22 protein-coding genes are annotated in these 22,536 nt (G+C 63.1%); 16 read left to right on the top strand and 6 right to left on the bottom strand.

The genetic code is table 11. The features are described from left to right. Positions 1 to 14: 14 nt before the first annotated feature. The gene (locus tag VGO04_RS21430; RefSeq protein WP_327497969.1) at positions 15 to 269 is read left to right on the top strand and encodes a hypothetical protein; all 255 of its coding nucleotides are present in this window, start codon (positions 15 to 17) and stop codon (positions 267 to 269) included. A 95-nt stretch (positions 270 to 364) separates the two neighbouring features. On the opposite strand, the gene VGO04_RS21425 is transcribed toward VGO04_RS21430, so the two are convergent. Both VGO04_RS21425 and VGO04_RS21420 read right to left on the bottom strand, forming a co-directional pair. Next, positions 365 to 1,468 carry an aminopeptidase P family protein gene (locus VGO04_RS21425; RefSeq protein ID WP_327497968.1) on the bottom strand — a complete coding sequence of 368 codons (1,104 nt, stop codon included), beginning with the start codon at positions 1,466 to 1,468 and terminating at the stop codon, positions 365 to 367. A 330-nt stretch (positions 1,469 to 1,798) separates the two neighbouring features. Further along, positions 1,799 to 2,491 (bottom strand): GntR family transcriptional regulator, encoded by a 693-nt coding sequence (locus VGO04_RS21420; protein WP_327497967.1) that lies wholly within the window; start codon positions 2,489 to 2,491, stop codon positions 1,799 to 1,801. Between the two features lie 174 nt (positions 2,492 to 2,665). Between VGO04_RS21420 and VGO04_RS21415 the strand changes: the two genes are divergently transcribed. The 3 genes from VGO04_RS21415 (at position 2,666) to VGO04_RS21405 (ending at position 6,563) form a co-directional block, all read left to right on the top strand. Further along, a complete protein-coding gene (locus VGO04_RS21415) occupies positions 2,666 to 4,033 on the top strand; it encodes a glutamine synthetase family protein (protein WP_327497966.1) in 1,368 nt (455 codons plus the stop codon). Further along, a complete protein-coding gene (locus tag VGO04_RS21410; protein WP_327497977.1) occupies positions 4,030 to 5,343 on the top strand; it encodes an FAD-binding oxidoreductase in 1,314 nt (437 codons plus the stop codon). Before VGO04_RS21415 ends, VGO04_RS21410 begins: the two co-directional genes overlap by 4 nt. A gap of 305 nt (positions 5,344 to 5,648) precedes the next feature. Next, positions 5,649 to 6,563, top strand: coding sequence for a transglutaminase family protein (locus VGO04_RS21405; RefSeq protein WP_327497965.1), 915 nt, complete (start codon positions 5,649 to 5,651; stop codon positions 6,561 to 6,563). A gap of 302 nt (positions 6,564 to 6,865) precedes the next feature. Here VGO04_RS21405 and VGO04_RS21400 read toward each other — a convergent pair whose 3' ends face one another. After that, the gene (locus tag VGO04_RS21400; protein ID WP_327497964.1) at positions 6,866 to 7,258 is read right to left on the bottom strand and encodes a nuclear transport factor 2 family protein; all 393 of its coding nucleotides are present in this window, start codon (positions 7,256 to 7,258) and stop codon (positions 6,866 to 6,868) included. Between the two features lie 54 nt (positions 7,259 to 7,312). Next, positions 7,313 to 7,930 carry a TetR/AcrR family transcriptional regulator gene (locus VGO04_RS21395; protein WP_327497963.1) on the bottom strand — a complete coding sequence of 206 codons (618 nt, stop codon included), beginning with the start codon at positions 7,928 to 7,930 and terminating at the stop codon, positions 7,313 to 7,315. A gap of 118 nt (positions 7,931 to 8,048) precedes the next feature. Here VGO04_RS21395 and VGO04_RS21390 point away from each other — a divergent pair, with 118 nt between their 5' ends. The 7 genes from VGO04_RS21390 (at position 8,049) to VGO04_RS21360 (ending at position 15,257) form a co-directional block, all read left to right on the top strand. Continuing rightward, complete coding sequence (locus VGO04_RS21390; protein WP_414650580.1) at positions 8,049 to 9,143, top strand: ABC transporter substrate-binding protein; 1,095 nt, start codon at positions 8,049 to 8,051, stop codon at positions 9,141 to 9,143. Positions 9,144 to 9,250: 107 nt separating this feature from the next. Then, positions 9,251 to 10,135 (top strand): ABC transporter permease, encoded by an 885-nt coding sequence (locus VGO04_RS21385; protein ID WP_327497961.1) that lies wholly within the window; start codon positions 9,251 to 9,253, stop codon positions 10,133 to 10,135. 2 nt (positions 10,136 to 10,137) lie between these two features. Beyond that, the gene (locus VGO04_RS21380; RefSeq protein ID WP_327497960.1) at positions 10,138 to 10,929 is read left to right on the top strand and encodes an ABC transporter permease; all 792 of its coding nucleotides are present in this window, start codon (positions 10,138 to 10,140) and stop codon (positions 10,927 to 10,929) included. Next, positions 10,926 to 12,026 carry an ABC transporter ATP-binding protein gene (locus VGO04_RS21375; protein ID WP_327497959.1) on the top strand — a complete coding sequence of 367 codons (1,101 nt, stop codon included), beginning with the start codon at positions 10,926 to 10,928 and terminating at the stop codon, positions 12,024 to 12,026. Before VGO04_RS21380 ends, VGO04_RS21375 begins: the two co-directional genes overlap by 4 nt. A gap of 4 nt (positions 12,027 to 12,030) precedes the next feature. Further along, on the top strand, positions 12,031 to 12,765 hold the full coding sequence (locus tag VGO04_RS21370; RefSeq protein ID WP_327497958.1) for an MBL fold metallo-hydrolase: 735 nt from the start codon (positions 12,031 to 12,033) through the stop codon (positions 12,763 to 12,765). 16 nt (positions 12,766 to 12,781) lie between these two features. Continuing rightward, on the top strand, positions 12,782 to 14,215 hold the full coding sequence (locus tag VGO04_RS21365; protein ID WP_327497957.1) for an aldehyde dehydrogenase family protein: 1,434 nt from the start codon (positions 12,782 to 12,784) through the stop codon (positions 14,213 to 14,215). Between the two features lie 145 nt (positions 14,216 to 14,360). Further along, positions 14,361 to 15,257 (top strand): DMT family transporter, encoded by an 897-nt coding sequence (locus VGO04_RS21360; protein ID WP_414650579.1) that lies wholly within the window; start codon positions 14,361 to 14,363, stop codon positions 15,255 to 15,257. Between the two features lie 32 nt (positions 15,258 to 15,289). Here VGO04_RS21360 and VGO04_RS21355 read toward each other — a convergent pair whose 3' ends face one another. Together VGO04_RS21355 and VGO04_RS21350 are read right to left on the bottom strand one after the other, a co-directional pair. After that, on the bottom strand, positions 15,290 to 16,468 hold the full coding sequence (locus VGO04_RS21355; protein ID WP_327497956.1) for an aminotransferase: 1,179 nt from the start codon (positions 16,466 to 16,468) through the stop codon (positions 15,290 to 15,292). A gap of 74 nt (positions 16,469 to 16,542) precedes the next feature. After that, positions 16,543 to 17,589: a LysR substrate-binding domain-containing protein gene (locus VGO04_RS21350; protein ID WP_327497955.1), complete on the bottom strand. Its 1,047-nt coding sequence runs from the start codon at positions 17,587 to 17,589 to the stop codon at positions 16,543 to 16,545. Between the two features lie 223 nt (positions 17,590 to 17,812). Here VGO04_RS21350 and speB point away from each other — a divergent pair, with 223 nt between their 5' ends. The 5 genes from speB (at position 17,813) to VGO04_RS21325 (ending at position 22,318) form a co-directional block, all read left to right on the top strand. Continuing rightward, positions 17,813 to 18,874, top strand: coding sequence for an agmatinase (speB, locus tag VGO04_RS21345; RefSeq protein WP_327497954.1), 1,062 nt, complete (start codon positions 17,813 to 17,815; stop codon positions 18,872 to 18,874). Between the two features lie 89 nt (positions 18,875 to 18,963). Further along, the gene (locus VGO04_RS21340) at positions 18,964 to 19,758 is read left to right on the top strand and encodes a transporter substrate-binding domain-containing protein (protein WP_327497953.1); all 795 of its coding nucleotides are present in this window, start codon (positions 18,964 to 18,966) and stop codon (positions 19,756 to 19,758) included. 59 nt (positions 19,759 to 19,817) lie between these two features. Continuing rightward, entirely contained in the window at positions 19,818 to 20,486 is a 669-nt protein-coding gene (locus VGO04_RS21335) for an amino acid ABC transporter permease (protein WP_327497952.1), read from the top strand. After that, a complete protein-coding gene (locus VGO04_RS21330) occupies positions 20,483 to 21,130 on the top strand; it encodes an amino acid ABC transporter permease (RefSeq protein WP_327497951.1) in 648 nt (215 codons plus the stop codon). Before VGO04_RS21335 ends, VGO04_RS21330 begins: the two co-directional genes overlap by 4 nt. 108 nt (positions 21,131 to 21,238) lie before the next feature. After that, the gene (locus VGO04_RS21325; protein WP_327497950.1) at positions 21,239 to 22,318 is read left to right on the top strand and encodes an ABC transporter substrate-binding protein; all 1,080 of its coding nucleotides are present in this window, start codon (positions 21,239 to 21,241) and stop codon (positions 22,316 to 22,318) included. Positions 22,319 to 22,536: the final 218 nt, after the last annotated feature.

Genomic DNA, 22,536 nt, shown 5'->3' with positions numbered 1-22,536 from the left:
CAAGGAGCTTGAAGATGCTGAAATCAGGATTTGTGTTCGCCGGCGCCGTGGTCGGCGCGTTCTTTGCCTTGATGGCTGTTGCGGGCGATGCGGAAGCGCAGATGCGCACCAGAAAGGGCGAATATTACGAGGGGATCCAGCGCAAGCCCTATGGCTACTACTGGATCTGGCCACCGGTCGAACAACGGGAGCCCGCCTACAGGCAACGACCCGGTAAGGATGGTTCTGCCGGCAACAGGACGAAACCGCGCAAGCAACCGACGCCATAGGCGCTGCTGCGGTGCCAAGCGAACCGGACAAAGAGAAGCGGCGCCCGAAGGCGCCGCAGCATTGATCAGACTTTGGTTGGCCAATCAGACCTTGATCAGAGCGTGGCGACGTGAACGTCGCGGGGGAGGGACGAGAGAACCTCCGGCCCGTCCTCACGCAGGATGACGATGTCCTCGAGCCGAATGCCGAAGCGGCCGGGCAGATAGATGCCGGGCTCGATCGAGAAGACCATGCCTTCTTCGAGCACGGTTTCCGAGGTCGCGGTGATATAGGGCGGTTCGTGGCCGTCGATGCCCATGCCGTGGCCGGTGCGGTGGACGAAGTATTCGCCGTAACCTGCATCGGAGATCACCTTGCGGGCGGCGGCATCGACTTCCTTGGCGAGCACGCCCGGACGGGCCGCCTTCAGCGCCGCCTGCACGGCCCGTTCGACGATGGTGTGGATCTGGCCGTATCCCTCAGGCGCGCGGCCGACGATCGCCATGCGGGTGATGTCGCTCGGAAAACCCTGCTTGCGGCCGCCGATATCGATGACGACGGCATCGCCTTCCTCGATCACCCGTTCGCTTGCCGAATGATGCGGGAACGCGCCATTACCGCCGGCCCCGACGATCCAGAACGCCGGTGCAGCACCTTCGGACGCGAAGTGCCCGCGGATCTCGGCGGCCAGTTCCTTCTCGGTCATGCCCGGGCGGATTTTCGAAAACGCCGCCTGCATGGCGCGATCGGCAATGCCGGCATTCATCTTCAACAGCGCATATTCGCTTTTATCCTTGCGCATGCGCAGGGCACCAAGCGTTGCTGGCGTGAATTCGCGGGCGGTATCCTCCGGCAGCGCATCGATCAGCAACAGCGCGAAATCGGCGCGCATGGTCTCGTCGAGCACGACGCGGCCGGGGGCTTGCGCGCCGACATCGGCGAGGGCCGCCGCCAGGGCTTCAGCCGGGCCGACGTCATCCGCCCAGTTGTGGAAGGCGATGTCGGTGTGCTCGCGGGTGCCTTCGGCGTTAAGCGCCGGCATCAGGAAGGCTTCCTTCTCCGGGCCGATCAGGAGCAGGCAGGGGCGCTCGTCCGGATGCGGATGGTAGCCGATCAGCCAGTCCATGTGCGATCCGGGTGCGAGTGCGACGAGGCCGACATCGCTTTTGGCCATCTTGCGGCGAAGCGCTGCGAAACGGCTCTTGGAGAGTTCCGTCATGATGTTTCCAGTTCTGGCTCGAGGATTTGAAAGGTTGGAGACGGCCGCGCTTCCGCGGGCCGACGTGGCAGGAGAAGGGGCGGATCCGTGTGGGCGTGACGCGTCTACGGGGAACGTCTGCGTCCGGCATGGACGATGTCTGGGGATGTGGATTTGTGGCTCTTCAAGCGGACTCCTCCCCCTCGAAATGCACGCGCATGTGCTCCGGGACCTGGTTGTCCCCCGTCGCTATGCGGCTGTATTTCAACGACTTTGGTGTCGAGCCGCGGTCTTGTCAATACGAAATTTTAGTCACACTAAAATTCCTGGCCGGGTGGTACCTGTGGCGGTTCACGCAGCCAGCCGCAACAGACGCGCGACCGCCTGCTGGTCGAAGCCGCCGATCCCCTCCCGGATGTCGGCGGCGATCGCATCGGCAACGGCCTGTTCGTCACGCCGCCTGAGAGCATCGATGGCCTCGCGGTGGCGGTCGACGACGTAGAGTTCGGTGACATGCTCCATGGCGATGCCGAGGATGGGGCCGAGCTGCAGCCACACACTCTCGATCAGCGGCATGGCGACCGCGTCGGGGTTGGCGGTGTAGATCATCCGGTGGAACGCCTGGTTGGCGATCAGCGCCGCCACCTTGTCGCCTTTGCGAATTTCGGTCTCGATACTGTCGTCGATTGCCGCGATCTTCTCGATCTGGCGTTCGGAGAGATGGGCGACCGCCCGTCGCGCCGCATGGCTCTCAAGCGCGATGCGCAGCGAAATCAGCTCCTCGAAGCGGGCAGGCGTGATGTGCGGCACGACGATGCGGCGGTTTTCCAGGAACTGCAGGGCGCCGATGGAGGTGAGCTGCCGTAGTGCCTCGCGCACTGGGGTCGGGCTGCTTTCGAGCGCTTCGGCCAGGCCACGAATGGTGACGGAGGTGCCGGGTCGGAAAGCGCCGACCATGATCGCCTGCCTGAGCCGGTTGAAAGCGTAGTCGTGCGTGGTCATGCCGTCGGGTCGGCCGAGTGGCGGCAGAACGAGAGTTTTCAAGTGCACATGTCCTTTTGCCTGGGCACGCGATGAAAGCGGATGGGGGTGGAAGCCGCATACACTTTCGGCTGCCCCGCTCTACCTCAAACGCCTGATAGCATCGCTCATGCTTGACTCCAATTCCTGAATTATGTCAACTTTCAGAAAATGTGATCACAAAAAGAGATTTGCGATATGTCGCTCGACGCGGAAGATCCCAGCGCATTCAAGGCATGGCTCGAGCAGAACGGGCCGATCGAGAGCATCCAGGCGGTGGTCTGCGACCTCAACGGCATCATGCGCGGCAAGCGCGTGCCGGTGGAGCAGGCGGCAAAGGTGCTTGGCGGCGGCATCCGCATGCCGCTTTCGATCGTCGGCGTCGATGTCTGGGGCGAGGACATCATCAACAGCGAGCAGGTGTTTGCGAGCGGCGACCGTGACGGCATTTGCGGCGTCACCGGCCGTGGCGCGCTGCCGGTCAACTGGACCTCGCGACCGAGCGCGCTTGTGCCGCTCTGGCTGCAGCTCGAAGACGGCAAGCCGTTCCTTGCCGATCCGCGCCAGGCACTGGCTGCGATCGTGCGCGAATACAAGGAACTGGGCCTCCGCCCTGTTGTTGCCACCGAGCTCGAGTTCTACCTGATCGATCCGGAGCCCGACAGCGCGGTGCCGCCGATCTCGCCCTATACCGGCAAGCGGCTCGATTCCGACGCGATCCTGTCGATCGACGAACTCGACGATTTCGGCGAGTTCTTCTCCGACGTCTACAAGGAATGCGCCCGGCAGAACGTGCCGGCGGATGCGGCGATTGCCGAGAACGGCATCGGCCAGTTCGAGATCAATCTGCTGCACACCGACGATCCCTTGAAGGCGGCCGACGACGCCATCTTCTTCAAGCGCATCGTCAAGGGCGTGGCGCGCAAACATGGCCTTGCGGCGACCTTCATGGCCAAGCCCTATGGCACCCGTTCGGGCAACGGTTTGCACATCCATTTCAGCCTGCTCGACGAGGAGGGCAACAACGTCTTCAACGATGGCAGCGACGAGGGCTCGCCGATGCTGAAGAATGCGGTTGCCGGGCTGCTGCGCGGCATGGCGGAGACGACGCTGCTCTTTGCGCCGCACTTCAATTCCTACCGGCGCTTGAGGCCGGATACGCATGCGCCGACGGCCGTCTGCTGGGGGTACGAGAACCGCACCTCGGCGATCCGCATTCCCGGCGGCAATCCTGCAGCACGGCGTATCGAACATCGCGTCGCCGGTGCCGACGCCAATCCCTATCTCGTTATCGCCGCGATCCTCGGCGCCGCACTCGTCGGCATCCGCAACAAATGGAAGCCACCGGCGCCGGTTTCCGGTCGGGCTTATGCAGCGGAGAAACTGCCCAAAATTCCCTCGGATTGGGGGCAGGCGGTCGACACCTTCGAGGCTGGACCGATTGCCGCCGAAATCTTCGATCCCGTGCTGCGCTCGATGCTGATTGCCTGCAAACGCCAGGAGATCGCCGGTTTTGCCGAGCAGGTCACGGACTACGAATTCAGCGCCTATCTGGAAATCGTCTGATGCTTACCAAACAGAAATCTTATGCCGGCGACGGCAACTATCCGACCAGCTATTACGCCGCTTCCCGCAACATCATCCGCACGCCGGTCCGGCTGCAGGGCCGCGTCGAGACCGACATCTGTGTCGTCGGTGCGGGCTATTCCGGAATGTCGACGGCGATCCATCTTGCGGAAAAGGGCTACAAGGTCGTCGTCGTCGAAGGGGCGCAGATCGGCTGGGGCGCCTCGGGTCGCAACGGCGGCCAGGTGGTCAACGGTCTCAATGCCAGCCTGTCGACGATCCAGCGCCGCTATGGCGACGATGCCGCGCGCTTCATCGGCGGGTTGGTGCAGGAGGGCGGCAAGATCATCCGCCGCCTCGTCAGCCAGTACCAGATCGACTGCGACCTGAAGCCGGGCAACATCTATGCGGCCTACACACCTGCCCACATGAAGGAGCTCGAAGCCAAGCAGGCGCTCTGGCGCAGATACGGCATGGACGATCACCAGCTTCTCGACCGTGAGGCACTGAGCAAACTCGTCAAGTCGGACGCCTATTGCGGCGGCATGCTCGACACGACGGGCGGTCACATGCATCCGCTCAACCTCGTGCTCGGCGAGGCGCGCGCCTTCGAGAGCATCGGTGGCACGATCTATGAACAGTCGCCGGTGACGCGCGTCGACCATGAGGCCGCAAGGCCGACCGCCTATACCGAAAGTGGCGAGGTTTCGGCGCGCATCGTCGTGCTCTGCGGCAATGCCTATCTCGGCGACGCGGTGCCGAAGCTGGTCTCGCGGGTCATGCCGGTCTCGACGCAGATGATCACGACAGCGCCGCTCGGCGAAGAACTGGCCCATTCGCTGATCCCGAGCGATATGTGCGTCGAGGACGTGCGCTACATCCTCGACTATTTCCGGCTTTCCGCAGACAAGCGGATGATCTTCGGCGGCGGTACCGTCTATGGCGGAACCGACCCGGCCGACGTCGTCGCCAAGCTGAAGCCCAATCTCGAAAAGGTGTTTCCGCAATTGAAGGGCGTGAAGATCGATTATGCCTGGAGCGGCAACTTCGCGCTCTCCTTCACCCGCGTACCGCAAATGGGCCGGATCGGCAGCAACACCTATTTCGCCCATGGCTACAGCGGCCACGGCGTTACCGGCTCGCACCTCTTCGGTCGTACGCTCGCCGAGGCGATCGACGGTGACACGACCCGCTACGACGTCTTTGAAAAACTGCCCTGGTATCCGTTCCCGGGCGGCCGCATGTTCCGCGCGCAATATTCGACGATCGGTTCCTGGTGGTACCAGTTCAAGGATGCTGCCGGCCTATAGGAGCCACGCCGGAACAATCCGCTGCCGCGGGCGTTTTGACCGACGGACCGCCACGCTACGTGGCGGTCTGCGATGGGTTTATGGGCGAAATGTGATTCCGCGCCCGCATCCCGATGCGGTACTATCGTTCTTCTACGGCATCGGCACGCCCGATGAGGGTTGGGCCTGTTGCATCTCCGGCATGCGGCCGTTGCCCTTTGGCGAAGTTGTCGCGTGCAAACCGAAACCAAGGAGTGCCCGCGGGCTTCCTGCGGGCAGCAACCCGGGAGCGGTAGTTCCCGATTGATTTCCTGGGGGATCTCGAGATGTTCGTGCGCTTTGGCTATGAAATCGGCATTCGCTGTCCGCAGCCGACCCCGATGATGACCTATCTTTCCGTCGTGCCGGAGCGGCGTCCGAACCTTCGGCGCGAGCATGGGCCGGTGTCCCTGCCGCTCGTGAAAATGGAAGAGATTACCGATCCGCACGGCAACACATGCTTCCGGATGACCGTACCCGAAGGCGACTTCAAGCTCTCGTATGATGCAGTGATCGAGGACGATGGCCGGCTCGACGCTTCCGACCCGTTGGCCGACGCGGTGCCGGTCGAAAGTCTGCCGGCCGCATGGCTGCCCTATCTCGCCGCAAGCCGCTACTGCGAAACGGACCGCATGGGCGCGCTTGCCTGGCGGCTGTTTGGCGATGCGATACCCGGGTGGCCGCGGGTCCAGGCCATCTGCGACTACGTGCACGAGCGCCTGGTTTTCAGCTACGGCTATGCGCAGACGATGCGCACGGCGCTCGAAGCGCATGAGGATCGCGTCGGCGTCAGCCGCGACTATGCCCATCTGGCGATCACCTTCTGCCGCTGCATGAACATGCCGGCGCGGTACGTGAACGGCTACATGGCCGATATCCCGAAGAGCGACAACCCGGCGCCGATGGATTTCAACGCGTGGTTCGAGGTCTTTCTTGGTGACCGCTGGCACACCTTCGACGCCAAGAACAACCAGCGGCGGGCAGGGCGCATCGCGGTCGCCCGTGGTCGCGACGCGGCCGACATTCCGCTGATCCAGACTTTCGGCAAGCACGAATTGACGGGCTTTACGGTCTGGACCTGCGTCGAGATGGACAGCGCGCTGACGCGCTCGCATCGCGGCTCGGATGTCTCGTTGCTGACGCCGTGGTTCAGCGAGACCTGGTCCAAACATATCCAGGACCGCGACCGCAATCGGCACTGACGGCCTTTTTCGGGGCCGAACCGATTTTTTACGGTTCGCGCCATTTCAGGAAAATAATATCTACAAACTCAATCGAGAATATAGGAGAACAAGAGAGAAGGCGGGCACGTGTCCGCGGATGAAACGACGGAGAGACGCGATGAACGCTTCGAGGCCGATGGTCCAATCCCGATATGCGCTTTATGCACCCGCACCTCAGCGCCGGTCCGTCGTCCATCTGGTCCCGCACGCGATTGCCATTGTCGCCGCGTTCTCCTTCGTCAGCGCCATTGTTGTTGGCGCCCTCTAGCCTGTTCCCGATATCAACTCTGGCGCGACAGATGCTCGTGTACGGCCAGCCAGTCGCCTGACGGTGCCCGCTGAAAGACGATCGTCTCCCGCTCGTCCGCCATCGCAGGCTCACCATTGAATTCCAGTTCGGTCTCGACCCGGTGCGTGAAGACGGCGACATCGCCGACCGCCTGGACATGCCGCTCGCTCGACCGGCAGGCGCGCACGCGAAAACCATCCCGTTCCTCCCACAGCGACCATTCCGCCTCATAGGCGGCGCGGCTTAGGAGCGGCCGGTCGAGCGTGTGGAAGATGAAGGTGGCATCGGCCGCGAAGGCTGCGAAATAGGACGCGCGGTCGTGCCGGGCGAAGGCCGCGACCAGTCTGTCGGCGGCGGCGAGCACCGACCGTTCGAGATCTTGCATAATGTTGTTTCCTCCGAGGGTCCGAAGCATCGCTCCGGCCGTGTTTTGTTTTGATCAGCGCGCCGCGATCAACGTCGCAAGCGGCCTGTTCTGGCGCGAGACGCGAGCCTTGAGGTCGTCGAGCGACATCGTCTCGCGCTTGGCAAATTCCGTGAACATCGTATTGAGGTTGTGGAAGAGCATCTCGCCGACCGCTTCGGCGTCGACATCGATCGCAACGACGCCCTTTGCCTTCAGCTTGAGGATCAGCGTCGAGACCTGCTCGCAGAGCCTGCGGTCGAGTTCGGTATAGCGTTTGCTGAACGGGCTCTCCGGCTGCTGGATGGAGATCGCCATTGCCGTGCGCCACATCTCCTTGCTGAGATAGTAGAGCGAGTGGTCGTAGTATTCGCCGATCAGAGCGTCCAGCGCGCCCATGACGGAGGCGGGCGGGTTGTCGACGATCGTCCGGCCGGCGGAAAGTACCTCTTCGACTTCCATCGAGACGGTGGCAAGCAGGATGTCACCCTTGTTTTCATAGTAATTATAGAACGTTCCGACGGAGATCTCGGCGCGTTCGGCGATGTCCTCGATGCGCGCGCTGTCATAGCCCACTTCGCGAAAGAGCGCGCCAGCGGCGTCAAGAATACGCCGGTTCCGATCGGCTTTTTGCCGTGCGCGCAGTCCCGTCATCTGATGTTTCCCCGAATTATGAATTGGTTCAAAATTGAGATTGACTTAAAAAATGAATTCATTCAATCTTTTTTTGAAGACGCCGGAACGAGCGTCAAAACAAGAGGGCAACAGCATGATGAAGTCAGTTCGTCACGGTGCGCGTCTGCGCCGTTTCTTCTCCTCCACCGCCGCAGTCGCGGTTGCCGCACTCTCGACGGTCGCCGCACCCGCGCCGGTCTTTGCCCAGGAAGAGCTCAATGCGCTCGTCTGGTGCGACCATACGGATCCGGCACTTCTCGAGCCGTTCGAGAAGGCCAATGACGTCAAGGTGAACGTCAAGGTCTATGAGGGCACCGGAGCAGGGCTCTCGATCCTCGATCAGTCGCAGCCGGGCGACTGGGACGTGCTCGTGATCGACGGCGTCGACGTGCACCGCGCCATCGATCTCGACCTTCTCGCCGAAATACCGGCCGATAAGCTGCCGACCGCCGATATCTTCCCGGAAGTGCGCATGGAGGCGAACAACACCAAGGACGGCAAGACCTACGCCGTCACCGAGAAGTTCGGCTACAACACGATTTCCTACGACAAGACCAAGGTCGACCCGAAGGACATGCAGGACCTGTCGGTCATCTGGTCGGACAAGTACAAGGGCCGCATCGCGCTCTATGACTATTACCTGCCGATGATCGGCCTCGTCGGCCTCGGGCTCGGCAAGAAGACCTCCGAGCTCACCGAAGCGGACATGCCGGCAATCAAGGAAAAGCTTGCGGCAATGCGTGCCATGTCGAAGCAGGTGAGCGACGTCGTCTCCTCGCAGACCGCGCTTGCCACCGGTGAAGTCGATATCCTCGTCGGCGGCGGTGAATGGATCACCGCGGTACTCAATGCCGACAAGCCGAGCCTCGACTGGACCATTCCCGAGCAAGGCGCGGTGCGCTGGGCGCAGTCGATCGGCGTGATGAAGGATTCGACCAAGCAGGATCTGGCGCTGAAATTCGTCCAGTACATCCTGAGCCCCGAGGGCCAGGCGCGGCTTGCCACCTCGTCCTGCTACTGGGCGATGCCGGCCAATGCCAAGGCGGGCGAATTCCTGAACGACCAGCAGAAGTCGGCGCTGCGGTTCAACGAGCAGGCCGAATACCTGAAGAAGACCCAGCTCTACCCGATCCCGTCGGCCGAACTCGACCAGCAGTTCCAGGACGCCTGGACGGAGATGCTGCAGCAGTAACGACAACAGCGGGCGCGATCCATGTCGCGTCCGCCTGATCCTCGGTGTGGGCCGCTACGGCGGCGCAAGGGCGAACCATGCCCGCAAACCCTAGAGCCCGGATAGCCATGGCAGAAGCCGCAACCCTTTCAACAGCGACAGCGCTCGAAGACGCCGACCGCCGCAAGGCCTGGGGCTTCGTCGCGCCGGCGCTGCTCTGGACCATCGCCTTCTTCGTCGTGCCCTTCGCTTTCATGGCCGCGATGAGCCTCTGGAAGCGGGAAGGGCGGGATCTCGTCCGCGTCTGGAATTTTGACAATTACGCGCGCTTCTTCTCGGAGAATGCGCTGTTCCAGGGGCTCGTCAATTCGCTGGAAATCACCGTCATCGTCACGGTCATCTCGGTTTTGCTTGCCTATCCGCTTGCCTGGATCATCGCTGAGCGAGTGCCGAAGCGGCTGCAGCGCATGGCGCTGATCCTGGCGATCCTGCCGTTCTGGACCTCCTACGTGGTGCGTTCCTATTCCTGGCTGCTGGTGCTGTCGAAGAACGGGGTGATCAACCAGCTGTTCCTGAACATCGGCCTGATCTCTGAGCCGCTCGAACTTGCCAGTACCCGGACGGCGACGGTGATCGGCTTCGTGCACTTCTTCGTCATGCTCCTGACGCTGACGATCTATTCCAACCTGATCCAGCTGTCGCCCAACTATCGGCGCGCGGCGGCCGACCTCGGCGCCAACGCTTTCCAGACCTTCTGGCACGTGGTGCTGCCCTTGACGCTGCCCGGCATCATGACCGGCGCCTTCCTCACCTTCGTGCTCTGCATCGGCGACTATGTCACGCCGCAGATTCTCGGCGGCAACAACGAGCTGGTGCTGCCGCAGATCATCATGCTGCAGCTCGGTCGCCGGGCGGATTTCCCGATGGCGGCAGCGCTGTCGATCGTGCTGATGCTGGCCGTCACCGTCGCCTACGTGGCCTGCGCCCGCTGGTTGAAGATCGAGAGGGCCTGACGATGCTGCGCAACATGTCCGCAAGCGTGCTCTCCTGGGCCTATCTCGCCCTCGTCTACGCCTTCATCTTCCTGCCGGTCGCCGTGCTGGTGCTGTTTTCCTTCCAGGATGGCCGCCTGCCGGTGCCGCCGTTCAACGGCTTTTCGCTTCAATGGTACGAGGCGGTTTTCGCCGACCGCAAGCTGATGGCAGCGCTTGGCAATTCGATGGTCGTGGCGCTCGTCTCCTCCACTATCTCTGTGTTGCTTGGCTTCCTCGCCGCTTATGCCTTGGGGCGCTACAAGCTGCCGGGCTCGGCGCTGCAGCGCGGCCTGCTGATCGCGCCGATGACCGTCAGCTACCTGATCATCGCGCTTGGCCTTCTGTCGCTTATGAACGCGCTGCACATCCCGCTGTCGCTGATGACGGTCGGCATCGGCCATGTGGTGATCAACCTGCCGCTCTGCTTTGCCATCATCTACGCCTCGATGGGCGATCACCACATCAACATCGAGCGGGCGGCGCGGGACCTCGGCGCCAACGATTTCAAGGTGATGACGCTGGTGACGGCGCCGATGCTGATGCCATCGATCCTCGCTGCCTTCTTCCTCTCCGTCACCTTCAGCTGGGATGAGTTCATCATCGCCTTCCTGCTGTCGCGCTTCGACGTGACGCTGCCGGTTGAAATCTGGAGCCTGCTGCGCTCCGGCCTCAACCCCAAGACCAATGCCATCGGCTCGCTGGTGTTCCTCGCCTCCGTCGCCGTGCTTCTCATCCTTGAGTTTTCCCTGTTCGGAAGGACGAAAAAACAATGACCGCTTCCGTCTCGATCGAAAACGTCAGCAAGATCTTCGGTGCCTTCACGGCACTGGACAACGTGTCGCTGGATATCCGCGCCGGCGAGTTCATCGTCCTGCTCGGACCTTCGGGCTGTGGCAAGACCACGCTGCTCTCAATCCTCGGCGGTTTCCAGTCGCCAAGCGCGGGACGCGTGACGATCGCCGGCAAGGACATGACCTATGTGGCGCCGGCCAAGCGCCCGACGACGACGATGTTCCAGGATTATGCGCTGTTTCCTCATATGCGCCTCGTCGACAATGTCGGCTTCGGGCTCAGGATGCGCGGGCTTGCCAAGGCCGAGCGCGACGAAAAGGCCCTCGGTTTCCTCGATCTCGTGGGCTTGAAGGCATCGGCCGGCAAGCGGCCGCATGAACTCTCGGGCGGCCAGCGCCAGCGCGTGGCGCTCGCCCGGGCGCTGGCGGTCGATCCTGATGTGCTTCTGCTCGACGAACCGCTCGGCGCGCTCGACCTGAAGCTCCGGCGTCAGATGCAGGACGAGCTGAAGGCGATCCAGAAGCGGGTCGGCACCACCTTCGTACACGTGACCCACGATCAGGAAGAGGCGATGGCGATCGCCGACCGCATCGTGGTGATGAACCAGGGGCGGATCGAGGACTTCGGCCCGCCGTCCGAAATCTACATGCGGCCGCGCTCGCTGTTTTCGGCGGGCTTCATGGGCGAGGTCAACTTCGTTTCCGGCCGTGTCGCGGCGGCAGACGCTAGCTCGGCCCATGTCGAAACGCCGCTCGGCAGCCTGGCGCTGCCGGCGAAGAACTTCACGGCATCCGCGCCGAAGGCCGGCGACCGCATCACGCTGACGATCCGGCCGGAGCATTTCCGCGCCGACGACAAGGCGGAAGGGCCAACGGTGGCGCTTGGCGAGGCGCGCGTCGCTGGAAGCGCCTTCTTCGGCACCCATTATCGCTGCCATCTGCAGCCTTGCGCCACGGACACCCGGGCGCTGGTTGCGCACCTGCCGCAATCGGCAAGCGTGCGCGAAGGCGAGATCGTGCCACTTGCGGTGCGCGCCAGCGACGTCGTAGCGTTGCCCGCGTCAGGCGGACATGCGTAGCACCATGCAGAGAATTGCCCCCAGGGACTGGTATCGCGTCAGGCGGCTCGACGACGACGTCACCGCCATCGACGAGCCCTATATCCAGGAGTTCTACCGCTGCAACATCTGGCACGTGCGCGGCCGCGACCGCGACATGCTGGTTGATAGCGGCATGGGTGTCGTGTCGCTGAGGCAATGGGTGCCCCTCGTCACCGAACGTGCCCTGGATGCCGTCGCCAGCCACACCCATTTCGACCATATCGGCTGCCACCATGAGTTCGACTGCCGCTGCGTACATTCTTCGGAGGCGGATCTTCTCGCCCGTCCGACACGCAAGAACACGCTCGCCGACCCCTACGTCGCCGACGAGATTTTCGAAGCGCTGCCGCCCGAACCCTATGCGTCGACCACCTATTCGGTGAAGGCGGCGCCGGCGACACGGCTGTTGGAGGACGGCGACCATATCGACCTCGGCGACCGAGTGTTTGAGGTGATCCATACACCTGGCCATTCGCCCGGCGGTATCGCGCTCTTCGAGGCAAAGACCGGCATTCTGTTCTCCGGCGATATCCTCTATGACGGGCCGCTGATCGAGGACACCTATCATTCCAATGCCGACGACTACTTGGCGTCGATGGAACGGCTGCTGACGATACCCGCACGTATCGTTCACGGCGGACATTTTCCCAGCTTTTCCGGTGAGCGTTACCGAACGCTGATCCGGGACTGGCTTGCCGAAAAACAAAAGACAAACTGACGGGAAGGAGGAGCGAATGCTCGACAAACGCAAGTTCTACATCAACGGCGCCTGGGTGGATCCCATTGCCGCAAACGACCTCGAGGTCCTGAACCCGGCGACGGAAAAGCCCATCGCGGTGATCTCGATGGGCACGGCCGGGGACATCGACCGCGCCGTTGCCGCGGCCAAGAAGGCCTTCGTCACCTACAGCCAGACCAGCGTCGAGGAGCGGCTGGCGCTGCTTGAAAAGCTGCTTGCCGTCTACAAGCGCCGCTACGACGAGATGGTCGATACCATCACCATGGAACTCGGCGCGCCGAAGACCATGACCCGCGAACAGCAGGCCGACGTCGGCGTTGGTCACCTGCAAGGCTTCATCGACGCGCTGAAGCGGCTGAAGAGCCGCGACCGGCTGCCAAACGGCGACGTGATCCTGCGCGAGCCGATCGGTGTCTGTGGCCTGATCACGCCGTGGAACTGGCCGGTCAACCAGATCGCCCTGAAAGTGGTGCCGGCGCTCGCAACCGGCTCGACCTGCATCCTGAAGCCGAGCGAATTCACCCCGCTCAACGCCATGCTCTATGCCGAGATGATCGACGAGGCGGGCTTCCCGGCCGGCGTCTTCAACCTCGTCAACGGCAACGGCATCAATGCCGGTTCAGCCCTTTCCAAGCATCGCGACATCGACATGATGTCGTTCACCGGCTCGACCCGGGCCGGCATCGCCGTCAGCAAGGATGCGGCCGAGACCGTCAAGCGCGTGACGCTGGAACTCGGCGGCAAGTCGCCGAACATCGTCTTTGCTGATGCCGACCTCGAAGACCGCGTCACCGGCAGCGTGCTCGAATGCTTCAACAATTCCGGCCAGTCTTGTGATGCGCCAACCCGCATGCTGGTCGAGCGCAGCGTCTACGACCAGGTGGTCGAGATCGCCAAGCGCGTCGGCCGTGAGGCCAGGGTCGGTGACCCGACCCAGGAAGGCAGCCACATCGGCCCACTCGTCAGCGATGTCCAGTTCGGCCGGGTCCAGGCGCTGATCGAGGCGGGGCTCGCCGAGGGCGCGCGTCTGCTTGTCGGCGGCGCCGGCAAGCCCGAGGGTTTCGAGACCGGCTACTTCGTCAAGCCGACGATCTTTGCCGACGTCAACAACGACATGCGCATTGCCCGCGAGGAAGTCTTCGGTCCGGTGCTGGCGATCATCCCCTTCGACACCGAGGAGGAAGCGATCGCCGTTGCCAACGACACCAACTACGGCCTTGCCGCCTACGTGCAGACGGCCGACCCGAAGCGCGCGGAGCGCGTCGCCGCCCGCCTGCGCGCCGGCATGGTGCACATCAACGGCGGACCGCACCGCTACGGCAGCCCGTTCGGCGGCTACAAGCAGTCGGGCAACGGTCGCGAGGGCGGCATGTTCGGTCTGGAAGACTTCCTTGAGGTGAAGACCGTGCACGTGCCCGACGCTGCCTGAGCAACGACACGGACACCGAGAAATAGAGCCCGGCCGTCGCAATCTGCGGCGGCCGTTTTTCGTTCACGCTTCGGCGCACAAGCACTGTCACCGGCAACAGGTATCTGCTAGCTCGTCGGCTCCTGCCCAGACGACTGCAATCCGGATGCCTCTCGTGACTCAAACATCTCATGCCCAAGCCCATCACCGCCTCGCCATGGCCGCGCTGCTGATCGGCGGTGCTGCGATCGGCGGCTCGCCGATCTTCGTGCGGCTATCGGAGGTCGGGCCGATGGCGACCGCATTCTGGCGCGTCGCACTGGCACTGATCCCGCTTCTCGCCTGGTCGTGGTTTCGCGGCGAAGGTGCCAACGACCGGCGGCCGCAGAAGCTCTCGGAATACGCGCTGCTTGTGCTGCCCGGCGTGTTTCTCGCCATCGATCTCGCGGCCTGGCACTATGCGCTGACAAAGACGTCGGTCGCCAATGCGACGCTACTTGCCAACCTTGCGCCCGTTTTCGTGACGCTTGCCAGCTGGCTTCTGTTTCGAGCACGGATCAGCGCTGTCTTTGCCATCGGGCTGGTGACGGCGGTCGTCGGTGTCGTCACCCTCAAGGGCGGGCCGATGGCGCTTGGCGACGGCAATCTTCTGGGCGATGGCGTCGCTGTCGTCGCGGCGATGTTCTATGCCGGCTACATCTTGGCGATCGGCCGGCTGCGCAGCCTGTTCAGCACGATCAGGATCATGGTCTGGAGCACGGCGTCGGCGGCCATCTGCATGCTGCCGATCGTGCTTCTGTCCGAGCCGACGCTGTTGCCGCCGACTGCCTTCGGCTGGGTGATGCTGTTCGGCCTTGCCTTCGTCAGCCATGCCGGGGGGCAGGTGGCGATCACCTATGCGCTCGCCTATCTGCCGCCCGCCTTTTCCTCGCTCACCCTCTTGTTGCAGCCGGTAGTCGCGGCGATCCTCGCTTGGATGCTGCTTGCCGAACCGGTCGGCATGATGCAGGCGATCGGCGGGGCGATCGTTCTTCTCGGCATCCTGATCGCGCGGCGCGGATAACGCCGCGCGCATTCCCTGGTTACGTCAAAGTCTCAGAGGCCCGGCGGCGTGAAGTTCGCCAGCCGCTCTTCCAGCTTGCGGATCGTCTCGGCGTCGGCGTTTGCAAAGGCAAAGCGCAGATAGTTCTCCTGGCCCTCGCCAAAATAGTCGCCCGGCAGGCAGACGACGCCGGCAAGCTTAGCCAGCTTTTCGGCAATGAACTGCGAGTCGATGTCGGGGAAGGGGTGGCGCACATAGGCGAAATAGGCGCCGACCGCCTGGAGTTTCCACTTCGGCAGCCGGCTCATCACATCGCGCAATGCATCGGCGCGTGTTGCGATTTCGGCGCGGTTGCCCTGACGCCAGTCGACCAGCGCCGGAATGGCCTTGGCTACGGCTGCCTGGGCCGAACGCGGCGCGCAGATCTGCAGATTGTCCATGATCTTCGTCACCTGCTCGATGACCTTCGGGCCAGCGGTGATGGCGCCGAGGCGATGGCCGGGAATGCAGAAGGACTTGGAGAAGCTGTAGAGACCGATGAAACTTTCCTGCCAGCCTTCGGTTGCCAAAAGCCCGTGTGGTGCCACAGACGCGTCGGGCAGGAAGTCGCGATAGGTTTCGTCGAGGATCAGCCAGACGCCCTTGGCGCGGCAGGCCTCGTGGATGCGGGAAAGCAGCTCCGGCGGATAGACGGCGCCAGTCGGGTTGTTGGGGGAGACGAGTGCGAGCGCCCGGATGCCCGGATGAAGGGCTGCGGTGATTGCGTCCACTTCCGGCAGGAAGCCCGCGCCGGCGTCGCAGGGCACCAGCTCGACATTGATGCCGAGCATCGACAGCGTCGTTTCCTGGTTGAAGTAATAGGGGTTGGTCATCAGGATCGTGTCGCCCGCGCCGGCGATCGCCATCGCCGTGCAGATGAAAGCCTGGTTGCAGCCCGATGTGATGTGGATGTTGTCGGCGGTTATCGCAGCGCCATAGAGCCCGGCGACGTGCCCGGCATAGGCCTCGCGCAACTCCGCTTCGCCCTCGATCGCGCCATAGCCGGTGTAGGCCGTGGAGGCAGCGGCCTCGCCGAGCCAGGCCAGCATGTCCGGATGCGCCGGGTAGCCGGGCACCGCCTGCGACAGGTCGATCAACGGGCCACGGGAGCCGTCGTAGGATTTCGCCCAGGCGAGCACCGAGGGTACGGGCGGCGGCGAGAGCCTTTCGACGAGCGGGTTGAAATGCGGCATGGCGGGTGTTCCTGTATCAATTAGTTCAAGCGGGATGCGGGTGGGAAACCGTATACACTTTTCCTCATCCCGCTTCAGGCTTTTGCTTTGCGCTTCTGTGGGCGATCGAGGCGGCGGGTGCTGTTCGGCGCCGAGACTGGCTGAAAACTGTCCTTGTCCGATTTACGATCTGTCGCTTCGGATTTCGAGGTGCGGCTGCGAATAATCGTGCGCGCCGATGTCTGCAGTTCCGGCATCGGGTCACTTTCCAGCGTTGCGAACATCCAGTCGATGAAGATGCGCACGATCGGCGCTGCGAGCACCTCGTTGCGGCAGGCGACGAAAAAGGCGTCGTTGGCGGGCACGGTCAGGTCAAAGGGCGCGATCAGTTCGCCGCGCGCAATCAGGCTGCCGGCGGTAATCGTGTCGCCGAGTGCGACGCCCTGATTGTGCAGCGCCGCTTCGGTCGAAAGTCGGGCGTCGCTCATGAAATGCTGTTGCCCGCGCTGCAGGTCGCTGGCATCGGCCGCCGCCAGCCAGGTGTTCCACTCGCGGCCGTCGTCGCCATGGAGCATCACGTGGTCGCGCAGGTCGCGCACCGAGCGCAAAGGCCGCATGTTGAGCAGCGTCGGGCTGACGACCGGGAAAAGCTCGAGCCGGCTCCAGAGCTTCGCCCAGGTGCCGGACCAGTTGCCGTCGCCATAGATCAGGCAGACGTCGACATCGGGCGAATGCAGATAGGCCTCGTCATTCGAGGCGATCAGCGTCAGGCGCACGTCCGGATAGTGTTCCGTGAAGAGATGCAACCGCGGGATCAGCCAGAAAGAGAGGAGGGCGGGAACGCAGGTGATCCTGAGTTCGCCGCTCGTCGTCGGCCGCGTCATCGCCGCGGTCGCCGCGGCAATCTCGGCAAAGGCGTGAGTGACGGCAGGCAAGAGCAGCGCGCCCTGCGGCGTCAGCTTCAGCCGCTTGCCGCCGCGCTCGAACAGCGCCGCCTTGACCGAGAGTTCGAGCGCCCGGATCTGGTGGCTGATCGCGCCATGGGTGACGTTGAGTTCACGCGCGGCGGCAGAAACGGAGCCCCGTCGCGCCGTCGCTTCGAAGGCGCGCAAGGGGTTCAAGGGGGGCAGTCGGCTGGACAAGTCGGAGCGTTCCGGTGGTTTCCGTGATGTGAATTTTTCTCACACGAAACGCTATAACAATGTCAATTGATTTTCTAGCGGAATTGCCGCCTAATATTCGTCAACAAAGGCGAAAACGCCTGGGGAACATGAATGCGCCGGACGAGCCGGCCCTTTCCACGGACACATCTCTGTGGCGCCTCTGCGCGCATGCCTCAGGCTATGGAAGACGGAGGATTGACCGATGGCCTGGAACGACAACAAGCTTGCCGAGCTGAAGGCGAAGTACGGCGAGAGCCATGGCGGCGAACTGTTCGACCCGACCTTCCGCAAGGTTGCCGACAAGATCTTCAACAAGAGCGGCACGCGTCTTGCCCCTTACTCCGGCGTCCCGACCTTCCTGACAGCGCCGCACATGCCGGTTGACGCGGAGAATCCGGATTTCGGCAATCTGCAGGTGGCGATCGTCGGCATTCCCATGGATCTCGGCGTCACCAACCGCCCGGGCTCGCGTTTCGGACCGCGGGCGCTGCGCACGATCGAGCGCATTGGCCCCTATAACCACGTGCTCGGCTGCACCCCGGTGCAGGAACTGCGGGTTGCCGATATCGGCGACGTGCCGTTCCAGAGCCGCTACCGGCTGGAACTCAGCCACGACGACATCGAAAAGCGCATCAACCAGATCGTCGATGCCGGCGTCCTGCCGCTGTCGGTAGGTGGCGACCATTCGATCACCCATCCGATCCTCAAGGCCGTTGGCAAGAAGCGCCCGGTCGGCATGATCCATATCGACGCCCATTGCGACACCGGTGGCGCCTACGACCTTACCAAGTTCCACCACGGCGGCCCGTTCCGCAACGCCGTGCTTGACGGCGTTCTCGACCCAACCCGCGTGGTTCAGATCGGCATTCGCGGCTCGGCCGAATATCTCTGGGAGTTCTCCTACGAGTCCGGCATGACCGTGATCCACGCGGAAGAGGTGACCGGTCTTGGCATTCCCGCGATCATCGAGAAGGCGAGGAAGATCGTCGGCGACGGACCGACCTATCTCTCCTTCGACATCGACAGCCTTGATCCGAGCTTCGCGCCGGGCACCGGCACGCCCGAGGTCGGCGGCCTGACGACCCGCGAGGTGTTGGAACTGATCCGCGGTCTCAAGGGCATCAACCTCGTCGGCGGCGACGTCGTCGAAGTGGCGCCGCAGTACGATTCGACCACCAACACCGCCCATGCTGGTGCGCAGGTTCTGTTCGAAATCCTGAGCCTCATGGTCTTCAGCCCGGCAATCACGGGCAAGTCTGCCTGAGGCTGGCAAACGTTTGTCGGCTGCCGGACCGGAGACGGCAGTCGACCACCAGACTGACAATCACAAAGCTTCCGGGTAGGGGAATTCCAATGACGATCCATTCGAAACTGAAGACAGCCTTCGCCGCCGCCCTGATGCTGGGGGCTGCCGCCGGCATCGCCAAGGCCGATGCGCTCGCCGATATCAAGTCCGCCGGCCAGATCAATGTCGGCATCTTCTCCGACTTCCCGCCGTTCTCCTCGGCCAGTGCCGACATGAGCATCAAGGGCTACGACGTCGATGTTGCCCAGCAGATCGCCGACAGCCTCGGCGTCAAGCTCAACCTCGTCAGCGTCACCGGCCAGAACCGCATTCCCTATCTCAACGACAAGCGCGTCGACATCCTGATGAGTGTCGGCTTCTCCAAGGAGCGCGCCGAGGTGATCGATTTCGCCGCTGCTTACGCGCCTTACTACATCGCCGTCATCGGCCCGGCCGAATTGAAGGTCGCCGGCAAGGAAGACCTCGCCGAGAAGACCATTGCCGTCAACCGCGGCACGCTCGAAGACACCTCGCTCACCGAGGCCGCACCGGCCAATGCCGACATCCAGCGCTTCGACAACTACAACGCCGTGATCCAGGCCTTCATTTCCGGCCAGACCCAGCTGATGGTCGTCGGCAACGACGTCGGCGCCCAGGTGCTGGCGCGCCAGGAGGCGCTGAAGCCGGAGCAGAAGTTCCAGCTTCTGACCTCGCCGTCGCATATCGGCCTCAACAAGAACGAAGAGGGCCTGAAGAAGGCGGTCAACGACGTGGTCGCCAAGATGCTCGCCGACGGCAAGCTGAATGCGAGCTCGGAGGCCTGGCTGAAGACGCCGCTCAACCCCGAGAACCTCAAGGACTAACAGGCCTGGTGGTCGCGAGGGCAATGCCCTCGCGGCCCGCTTGAGGAAAGGTTGCGACGATGGGCTACGGCCTCAGCTTCGGTTGGCTCAAGGACGCCGCGGGCGCGATTGCCCATGGCGCCGCCATGACCGTGTTCCTGATCGCCTGCACCACGGTGCTCGGCATCCTGATCAGCATTCTCTTTGCCGCCGCCCGCCGCAGCCGCTACTCGGTGCTGCGCAAGGCGGTCGCCGTCTACGTCGAAGTCGTCAGGAACACGCCGTTCCTGGTGCAGCTGTTCTTCATCTATTTCGGCCTGCCGAGTCTCGGCATAAGGCTCGACCCGATCGTCGCTGCGATCGTCGCGATGACGCTGAACATGGCCGCCTATACGACTGAAATCGTCGGCGCCGGCCTCGATGCGGTGCCGAAGGGCCAGAGCGAGGCGGCGTTTGCGCTCGGGCTGAAACAGAGGCAGGTCTTCATCAAGATCATCCTGCCGCAGGCACTGAAGGTGATCTTCCCGGCGCTGACCAGCCAGGTGATCATCATGATGCTGGAATCGGCCGTAGTGTCGCAGATCGCGGTCCGGGAGCTGGCGCATGAGGCGGATCTGTTGCAGGCGCGCACCTTCCGCTCGTTCGAGACTTATTTCGTCGTCACGCTGATCTATCTCGCCCTGTCGATGGCTGTCAGGCGGCTCTTCGTGGCCGGCGGCCGGCGTGTGCTGGGAGCCGGCGTGTCATGATCGAATTCACCTTCTGGGACATCCTGCGCAACCTGATCTTCGCCACCCGCTGGACCGTGCTTCTGTCGGCCGTCGCCTTTGCCGGCGGTGCCGCAGTCGGGTTGGCGATCCTCGCCGCCCGCATCTCCGAACGCCCTTGGCTGCGTCGCTTCGGTTCCGGCTACATTGCTCTCTTCCAGGGCACGCCGCTCTTGATGCAGCTCTTCCTGATGTTCTTCGGCCTGCCGATGCTCGGTTTCCGCATCGAGCCGTGGACGGCGGCGGCACTGGGCCTCACGTTTTATGCCAGCGCCTATCTCGCCGAAATCTGGCGTGGCGGGGTGGAAGCGCTGCCGCGTGGGCAATGGGATGCGGGTGCGAGCCTCGGGCTGCACAGGGTCCAGGAACTCCGCCTCGTCATCCTGCCGCAGGCCTTTGCCATAACCCGGCCGGCGGCCGTCGGCTTCCTCGTGCAGCTGATCAAGAGCACCGCGCTCACCTCGATCATCGGCTTCGAGGAGCTTCTCAGAACCGCCAATGCGATCAATAATGCCACCTTCGAACCTTTCACGGTCTATGGCCTGGTCGCGGTGATCTTCTTCGTGCTGTGTTATCCGCTGACACAATATGCGCGCATGCTCGAGCGGAGGGCGCCGGCGCACTAGAGCACGTTGAATTGCGCGGTTCCTGATCGCGCTGAGCACTGAAAACATGTAAGGAATCAACTACAACAGGGAACGAGGCGGCAAACGCCGAAACAAAGGAGAACGAGAATGATCACCACTCCCATCAAGCGCCGGACGCTGCTCGGCGCCGGCCTTGCCGGCGCTTCCATGCTGGCGATGCCGTCGGTCCTGCGCGCTCAGGACAAGTCGCTGAAAGTCGGCGTTTACGGCGGCTACTTCAAGGATTCGTTCGACAAGAACATCTTCCCGGAATTCACCAAGGCGACCGGCATCGCGATTGAATCGATCGCCGAACCAACAGGCGAAGCCTGGCTCGTGCAGCTTGAGCAAGCCGCCCGCGCCGGCCAGGCGCCGGCCGACGTTTCGATGATGTCGCAGGTGGCGATGCTGAAGGGCCAGTCGACCGACCTCTGGACGCCGCTCGACACCGCCAAGATCAAGAACGCCTCGAACCTGCTCGACCGCTTCGTCAACAAGTATCCGGATGGCCGCATCGCCGGCATCGGTGCTGTTTCCTGGTACATCACGCTGGTAACCAACACCGACGTCTACAAGGAAGCGCCGACCTCCTGGACCGCCTTCTGGGATCCGGCGAACGCCGACAAGCTCGGCCTGCTGGCGCTCGTTTCCAACTCCTTCCTGCTCGAAGTGACGGCGAAGACCTTCTTCGGCGGCACCAATGCGCTCGACACGGAAGAAGGCCTCTTGAAGGCGTTCGATAAGCTCGCCGAAGTCAAGCCGAACGTCCGGCTCTGGTACCGCGACGAGGCGCAGTTCGAGCAGTCGCTGAAGTCGGGCGAGATTCCGATGGGCCAGTACTATCACGACGTCACCGGCCTTGCCGCCGCCGACGGCCATCCCGTTCGCTCGACCTTCCCGAAGGAAGGTGGCATTCAGGACTCCGGTTGTTGGGCGCTGTCGCGCGCCTCGCAGAAGTCCGAGGAAGCCCACATCTTCATCGACTACATGTGCCAGCCCTCGATCCAGGCGACCTTGTCGCGCAAGGTCGGAACGTCCCCGACCGTCAAGCGCGAGGTTACGGACCTGACCGACAAGGAATTCGCAGCCGTTTCGTCGGATATCGAGCCGATCATTCCGCGCTACGATCTCTACCAGACCAAGTCGGATTGGCTGAACCAGAAGTGGACCGAGCTGATCGTCGGCTGATCCTGACGGCTCCCCGGCAATCGGGGAGAACAAGAAGCGTAACGACGGGGAGGGGCCTTGCCGGCTGCTCCCCGCCTGAAACCCTCCCATGAGGCGGAGGGGACCATCCTCGCGGAGACACAATGTCCGGACTTGCCCTTCAAAACGTCGTCAAGGAATTCGGAGCCTTCAGGGCCGTCAACAATGTCGACCTGACCGTGCCACACGGAACCTTCGTC

The organism is Ensifer sp., from assembly GCF_035999185.1.
Lineage (GTDB): Bacteria > Pseudomonadota > Alphaproteobacteria > Rhizobiales > Rhizobiaceae > Ensifer.
The sequence above is the reverse complement of the archived record's forward strand: the minus strand, read 5'-3'. Positions and strand labels throughout refer to the sequence as shown.

What these genes read in the sequence shown, in the direction of transcription:
- VGO04_RS21395 (WP_327497963.1), bottom strand. Translation starts at nt 7,930, where the DNA reads ATGACGGGACTGCGCGCACGGCAAAAAGCCGATCGGAACCGGCGTATT.
- speB (WP_327497954.1), top strand. Translation starts at nt 17,813, where the DNA reads ATGGCCTGGAACGACAACAAGCTTGCCGAGCTGAAGGCGAAGTACGGC.
- VGO04_RS21415 (WP_327497966.1), top strand. Translation starts at nt 2,666, where the DNA reads ATGTCGCTCGACGCGGAAGATCCCAGCGCATTCAAGGCATGGCTCGAG.
- VGO04_RS21405 (WP_327497965.1), top strand. Translation starts at nt 5,649, where the DNA reads ATGTTCGTGCGCTTTGGCTATGAAATCGGCATTCGCTGTCCGCAGCCG.
- VGO04_RS21335 (WP_327497952.1), top strand. Translation starts at nt 19,818, where the DNA reads ATGGGCTACGGCCTCAGCTTCGGTTGGCTCAAGGACGCCGCGGGCGCG.
- VGO04_RS21430 (WP_327497969.1), top strand. Translation starts at nt 15, where the DNA reads ATGCTGAAATCAGGATTTGTGTTCGCCGGCGCCGTGGTCGGCGCGTTC.
- VGO04_RS21425 (WP_327497968.1), bottom strand. Translation starts at nt 1,468, where the DNA reads ATGACGGAACTCTCCAAGAGCCGTTTCGCAGCGCTTCGCCGCAAGATG.
- VGO04_RS21380 (WP_327497960.1), top strand. Translation starts at nt 10,138, where the DNA reads ATGCTGCGCAACATGTCCGCAAGCGTGCTCTCCTGGGCCTATCTCGCC.
- VGO04_RS21360 (WP_414650579.1), top strand. Translation starts at nt 14,361, where the DNA reads ATGCCTCTCGTGACTCAAACATCTCATGCCCAAGCCCATCACCGCCTC.
- VGO04_RS21375 (WP_327497959.1), top strand. Translation starts at nt 10,926, where the DNA reads ATGACCGCTTCCGTCTCGATCGAAAACGTCAGCAAGATCTTCGGTGCC.
- VGO04_RS21330 (WP_327497951.1), top strand. Translation starts at nt 20,483, where the DNA reads ATGATCGAATTCACCTTCTGGGACATCCTGCGCAACCTGATCTTCGCC.
- VGO04_RS21340 (WP_327497953.1), top strand. Translation starts at nt 18,964, where the DNA reads ATGACGATCCATTCGAAACTGAAGACAGCCTTCGCCGCCGCCCTGATG.
- VGO04_RS21390 (WP_414650580.1), top strand. Translation starts at nt 8,049, where the DNA reads ATGAAGTCAGTTCGTCACGGTGCGCGTCTGCGCCGTTTCTTCTCCTCC.
- VGO04_RS21365 (WP_327497957.1), top strand. Translation starts at nt 12,782, where the DNA reads ATGCTCGACAAACGCAAGTTCTACATCAACGGCGCCTGGGTGGATCCC.
- VGO04_RS21370 (WP_327497958.1), top strand. Translation starts at nt 12,031, where the DNA reads ATGCAGAGAATTGCCCCCAGGGACTGGTATCGCGTCAGGCGGCTCGAC.
- VGO04_RS21385 (WP_327497961.1), top strand. Translation starts at nt 9,251, where the DNA reads ATGGCAGAAGCCGCAACCCTTTCAACAGCGACAGCGCTCGAAGACGCC.
- VGO04_RS21355 (WP_327497956.1), bottom strand. Translation starts at nt 16,468, where the DNA reads ATGCCGCATTTCAACCCGCTCGTCGAAAGGCTCTCGCCGCCGCCCGTA.
- VGO04_RS21325 (WP_327497950.1), top strand. Translation starts at nt 21,239, where the DNA reads ATGATCACCACTCCCATCAAGCGCCGGACGCTGCTCGGCGCCGGCCTT.
- VGO04_RS21400 (WP_327497964.1), bottom strand. Translation starts at nt 7,258, where the DNA reads ATGCAAGATCTCGAACGGTCGGTGCTCGCCGCCGCCGACAGACTGGTC.